6 protein-coding genes and 1 pseudogene are annotated in these 5173 nt (G+C 56.4%); all 7 read left to right on the top strand.

All coding sequences use genetic code 11. The features are described from left to right. The first annotated feature begins 143 nt into the window (after window positions 1-143). A complete protein-coding gene (locus ACIQ17_RS30485) occupies window positions 144-407 on the top strand; it encodes a hypothetical protein (protein WP_398473210.1) in 264 nt (87 codons plus the stop codon). 298 nt (window positions 408-705) lie between these two features. Beyond that, a complete protein-coding gene (locus ACIQ17_RS30480; protein WP_398473209.1) occupies window positions 706-1884 on the top strand; it encodes a PGN_0703 family putative restriction endonuclease in 1179 nt (392 codons plus the stop codon). Next, window positions 1881-2432: a DUF2958 domain-containing protein gene (locus ACIQ17_RS30475; protein WP_398473207.1), complete on the top strand. Its 552-nt coding sequence runs from the start codon at window positions 1881-1883 to the stop codon at window positions 2430-2432. Before ACIQ17_RS30480 ends, ACIQ17_RS30475 begins: the two co-directional genes overlap by 4 nt. Window positions 2433-2571: 139 nt before the next feature. Beyond that, window positions 2572-3543 (top strand): hypothetical protein, encoded by a 972-nt coding sequence (locus ACIQ17_RS30470; RefSeq protein ID WP_398473205.1) that lies wholly within the window; start codon window positions 2572-2574, stop codon window positions 3541-3543. Between the two features lie 63 nt (window positions 3544-3606). Beyond that, window positions 3607-4062: a PP2C family protein-serine/threonine phosphatase gene (locus ACIQ17_RS30465; RefSeq protein WP_398473204.1), complete on the top strand. Its 456-nt coding sequence runs from the start codon at window positions 3607-3609 to the stop codon at window positions 4060-4062. A 406-nt stretch (window positions 4063-4468) separates the two neighbouring features. Next, window positions 4469-4843, top strand: coding sequence for a hypothetical protein (locus ACIQ17_RS30460; protein ID WP_398473203.1), 375 nt, complete (start codon window positions 4469-4471; stop codon window positions 4841-4843). Window positions 4844-4918: 75 nt separating this feature from the next. Continuing rightward, window positions 4919-5173, top strand: a pseudogene (locus tag ACIQ17_RS30455) (hypothetical protein); the annotation flags it as partial.

Below are 5173 nucleotides of genomic sequence, written 5' to 3'. Positions count from 1 at the left end.
ATGTGAGGAAGAATTAACGCACCGCCGGACACGAAATTACGCGATCGACTGAATGCTTCACTGACCTTTTGCCCCTGGATCGTCGGCTAAGACGCGACCACAGCGGACTATATCGCTTTCTCAAAAATGGCTTGGAGTCCGAAATGAAGAAACAGTCCATCGACGATGCCGCTCAACTCTTTCGCGACGGCGATCCCCCTTCAGTCAAAAAGATGATCTCAGAACTTATCCGGCAGGGCAACTTCGTGCACAGGAAATCGGCGTATCATATCAAGTGCGGCGAGTGCAATTTCTATCTCCCTCGCGGCACTATCACCAAAGATCCTGATGTGAAGATGGACGAACGCGGTCCGGAAGCATTCCTTCGGATAGTCCCAATGACACTGCTGATAGATTCCGACGATTAGCAGAAAACGCTATAGGTGTGGGGCTTCGTGACGGTTGAAAAAATATTGACAACCGATTATTCTTCGCGAAGTCCCCTCCACGTGGTTCGTAGCTTCGAACGTAGGAAGGAGCGATGGATGCAACCTTGGTAACGACGGTCTCCAAGGCTCCAACGATGGCTCCTATATCCTCTGTCTCGCCCATTCTACGCCCAAAATTGGGGGGCTCTGCGCGACATTTCGCACGCGTCCTTTCGTTGTCTAGCAACATCAACGGACGCCAGCTGAATCTCCGGTACATCACCATTCGGAGATACAGATGACCAGTCATATTTCTTCGCAGCCACCGCGCGTCCCGCTCCTTTCGGAAGCTCTTTTGAAAGGGCACGAATGCTATTTCGAGATCGACACGAGATTTCGCCGGGCGGCACGACTGCTACAGGCTCTTTGGCTAAAAGATCACAACATCGCGACGGGCTTTCATGTTCGCCAAAATGAAGCCGGCGACACGGTCATGCCGCTGTCCTCGGTCCTCAGCGCAGAGGCCGCCCGCGCTGGCCGCAACTTTCTGACGGCCGACATTCACGCCGCTGTTCGTCGCGAACTGCTCATGCGCGAGATCGGCGCCTGCTATGACGAAGAGCGACTTTTCGGTAACGCCCTGTCTTCTGGGCCCCTCACAATGAATCTTCTGATCCCGCTCGCTCAAGATCTTGACCTCGCTACCGCGGTGTTCCGGAGGCTACTGCCGGATGTCATTCACCAGGTGCTCGCCGTTCGCTTTGAGACCGCACCCCTGCCACGCCGTGATCCCGCTGGGCTCGAGGACGGTACGGCCTTCGACGCCGCGATCGATGCGGTCGACCCAGACGGCGTCCCGATCACATGCTTCATCGAAATCAAGTATTCCGAAGACATGTGTGGACCAGCGGCGCGTCTTCGCGAGACCTACGACATTCGATCACGAGAGGTTCGTCTCTTCATTGATCCGGATAGCCCTACCCTCCGTAACCTTGGGCTCGAACAACTCTGGCGCGAAGCGATGCTTGCACAAATTGCGGTCGATCGCGGCTGCACTCCTCGAGCTCACTTCATGGCGATAGGCCCGCGCCTCAACCGCCGCGTACAGGTTGCCTTCCAAAATTTTGCCAACGAACTCATCCCAGCCGATGATCAGGATCCCGACCGCATTGGCTTCACCTCCCTCACTCTCGAGAGCTTCATCGAGGCAATCCGCGATTGTGGAAACGTTGAGCTGGCAAACGCGCTTTGGCAGCGCTACGCAGATTTCGGTCGCGTCTTCGATTATGCGCTGGATTGGATCGATCAACAAGCCCGCGCCACTGATCAGGCTTTTCCGATTGAGGCTGAGCTGGCTCCGCTCGTCCATCGCGATCGCCGAGCGCCAGTTGTTCGCTCGCCCGGTCGGACAAACGGAAGTCGCCGACGCGAGAAGCCGGATGCCGGCGGTCAGACGAAACGTGACGTTTCGGCATGACGATGTTGCTCACGAAAGCGATCTCGCGGCGGCTAATCCAGAATGGATTGCGGCCCGATCAGGATCACAAGCCAGTCTGCAAACTGTTTACGCCGGACGGCTCGGCCACCTGGCTTCTGAGCGAGGCCGATCCTGAGCAGCCGAACCGCCTCTTTGGCCTCGCTGATCTGGGTTTAGGGTCTCCGGAACTCGGCTATGTCGATCTCACAGAGATAGCCGAATTGCGCGGACGTCTCGGCCTTCCCGTAGAGCGCGATCGCTTCTTCGTCGGAGATAAGCCGATCTCACACTATCTCGATGAAGCTCGTCGCGCGGGCCGCATTATCGCTTGGCCACTCGGCACTGGCGGCGCCGTCCAAACGGCGTCGCCGCTCTATATCGATGCAGGCGTTGAACAGTCAACGTCCCGCACCAAGAGAGACGCTCATGACGCAGAATGCAAAGAAAAAACCCCGAGCCGAGCGCAATTTGATCGGCGCGATCGACGATCATTCATTCCCTGTGAAATTTTGTTCCGATCGTCCGCGATACACCTTCAAGACGGCTGAGGAAAAGGCTGTCACTGCGGCCGAGCGTGAAGTGCGCCGGCGACGGAAGGCTGGCGCCCTCCTTCATTGACGGAATTAGAACGACCGAGCGCTGTTCGCAGATCTCTGCGCTCGGTCGGACTTAGCACATGGAGGCATCGTGAATTGGTTCGAATCTTTAGCGGGATTTGCGGAAACAACTTACACCGAAACACAGCGACGCCTTAGCGTTCGTGACGGCAGGCTTTATTCGGTGGATGATGGCCGAAATTTTAGCATCGGCACGTTCGAAACGCCGTCACTTGCAGATCTTCGTCGCCGCGTAGCGCCGGCAATAACTCGCTCGCAATCAATCATCGAAGAAACGATCGCCGACGTTCGCGACCTCCATCGCGACGTCAAAAATGCCGACGCCCTCTTCATGGTCGCTAGCCAAGCGAACTGCCTGGAAATGACGAGCCCGCGGATGACGCCGGAGGACGGTATCAGTCGCTACGAACACGATCGCACTCAGGGACCGGCCTGCGCAATAGCGGCTGGCGCCGCCACCATCTATCGGAATTACTTCGTCCCAATTGGAGGCCAAATCGGGCAAACCAGGACACACCAGCTCAATCTATTTTCCGGCCTGGGCCAGGCCTTGAGTTCGGCGCTGCGCCTTCCCGTCGAGGCGTTGTGGGATGTTGAGAATGGCTATCTTCTGCCCACTCGATCCGGTCTGGTAGCAATTTACAACTACCTGCAAGTGGCGGATCACCTTGAACGCGATTATTTGCGAGGCGTCATCAAGGTCGGAATTCATTGGGATGTCGAGGTTACTGACATCTGCCGTGATCCGAGACACGTGGTTTCTCAGATCTTCTGCTCCGCCCTGCCCGTCTCATATGCAGCAATTCCGACGACGCTATGGGAGCCTTTGGCCCGGCTCGTCCTTGAGGCGTCGTATGAAGCGACGCTTCTAACCGGCTGTCTCAATCATCGACGGCGGCGTTCCCGAGAAGTCTTCCTTACGCATCTCGGCGGGGGTGCGTTCGGCAATCCGCGCGTCTGGATTACCGATGCTCTTCGTGACGCCCTCAGTCGGGTTCCGATCGACGACCTTCGCGTCAGACTCGTGACGCTTCGCCGCTAGTCAGAGCGTTATGGCGACCATTCAGTCCAATATGTTCCTGAGCGGGATAAGGAGATCTCACGGATGCCCGATCGGCTCATAACCGCCTTTACGCGCTGCGGCCGGGGCCGGTCGCATAACCAGGATTGCGTTGGGATCGGGGATCGCGTCTTCACGGGCGACATGCAATCACCAGAAACTATGGCGATTGCTAAGGACCAATGCATTCTGCTGCTTGCGGACGGCATGGGCGGACATGTTCATGGCGCTCACGCCAGTTCGTCAGTCGTGGCGGCTTTGGCTTCCATCCCGGAGCAGATCTTCTTTGATCGAGACCTCTGCGTGGCAAATATCCGCAAGGCTAACGCAAATCTCTACCGTCTTATGGACAAAACGCCCGATGCACGTGGGATGGGTTCCACGCTTGTCGGAATGACGTTGTCGGGAGCAAACTTAGCCATCTTCAATATCGGCGACTCACCGGTATCCACCGGCCAGGTGAGTTGCTGGAGCTGTCGGTCCGAGACACGCCGGGTGTAACCATCGCAGCGTCTAAACCGTCGTCAGCTCATCAAGTGACTCAATCGCTCGGTGGTACCAGTCATGAGCGGACCATCTCTCCTCGCTATTCTATTTTTCGGCCCGATTGGTCTCAAGATGTTGTACTCCTGACGTCCGACGGTCTTACCGACACGGTCGACGAAAGCACGATCGCAGATATCATCGACCAATCCAAAAATCCTGTTTTCGCCGTCGAAGAACTTTTACCAAGCTGCGCTCAGCACTGGCGGCCGGGATGACGTGTCGATCGTCCTTGCTCGAAGGTCTCGCAGTTAAACGCCGGGCAGGCGAATTGAAACGCCGAGTGCATGCGTTGCGGTGTTCGATTAACAGGCACGGTCCGTTCTATATCGGTTCAGCAAGAGGTCGATGAAACGAGGATGTAATGTCTAAAGTAAACACCGAAGCCGCAATCAAATCTGTCCGAACAATCCAGCGCCAGCTGCGAGCGATCGCGCGCCGGGTCGACTTGATGAGCGAACGCATCAACCTCGTTGACGACGACATCGGTAGCATTTTCCCCTCGAGCGGGATCGACAAAGCTCGGCTGTATGGTTCGTCTTGCGCGATCTTTGAGTCTGCTACCTCCATTTCGGGGTATTGCGGGCAACTCGCTAGCCGATTGTCTAGTCTTGAAGCGAGACTGTTCAGTGACAGTATCGGTGTAGTGGATTGTCCCGACTCCGAAGCGACTGTTTTTAAAGGTCCATTTGGCGGAAATGTTGTTCCTTTCGACAGGCGTCAATTACATTGGACCTAATATTGCGCGGGCGGCAGACGACAACTGGTCTTCACAGCATCAACCCTCAGGGCAGCAGTTTCTGAGGAGTGTCTCATGCAATATGGTCGGCCAGACTTTCGTCTAGAACGAGAGGCTATCGGTCGCGGCTTTAATCCTGTGGTCGGCTGCGATGAAGCCGGCCGTGGTGCAATAGCCGGGCCTATCGTTGCTGCCGCAATTATCCTCGACCTGGGAGCGTTCCGCATGGCATCGACGACTCGAAGCGTCTATCTCCTCGTAGACGAGACAAACTTGCTGCAGCCATTCGGGAAACAAGCACTGTCGCGATCGCTGTTTCCAACGTTCGTC

This window comes from Tardiphaga sp. (assembly GCF_044340795.1).
Lineage (GTDB): Bacteria > Pseudomonadota > Alphaproteobacteria > Rhizobiales > Xanthobacteraceae > Tardiphaga.
The sequence above is the reverse complement of the archived record's forward strand: the minus strand, read 5'-3'. Positions and strand labels throughout refer to the sequence as shown.

Bases quoted from the DNA above. Each gene is read 5' to 3' on its own strand.
- ACIQ17_RS30485 (WP_398473210.1), top strand. From the start codon at position 144: ATGAAGAAACAGTCCATCGACGATGCCGCTCAACTCTTTCGCGACGGC.
- ACIQ17_RS30480 (WP_398473209.1), top strand. From the start codon at position 706: ATGACCAGTCATATTTCTTCGCAGCCACCGCGCGTCCCGCTCCTTTCG.
- ACIQ17_RS30475 (WP_398473207.1), top strand. From the start codon at position 1,881: ATGACGATGTTGCTCACGAAAGCGATCTCGCGGCGGCTAATCCAGAAT.
- ACIQ17_RS30465 (WP_398473204.1), top strand. From the start codon at position 3,607: ATGCCCGATCGGCTCATAACCGCCTTTACGCGCTGCGGCCGGGGCCGG.
- ACIQ17_RS30460 (WP_398473203.1), top strand. From the start codon at position 4,469: ATGTCTAAAGTAAACACCGAAGCCGCAATCAAATCTGTCCGAACAATC.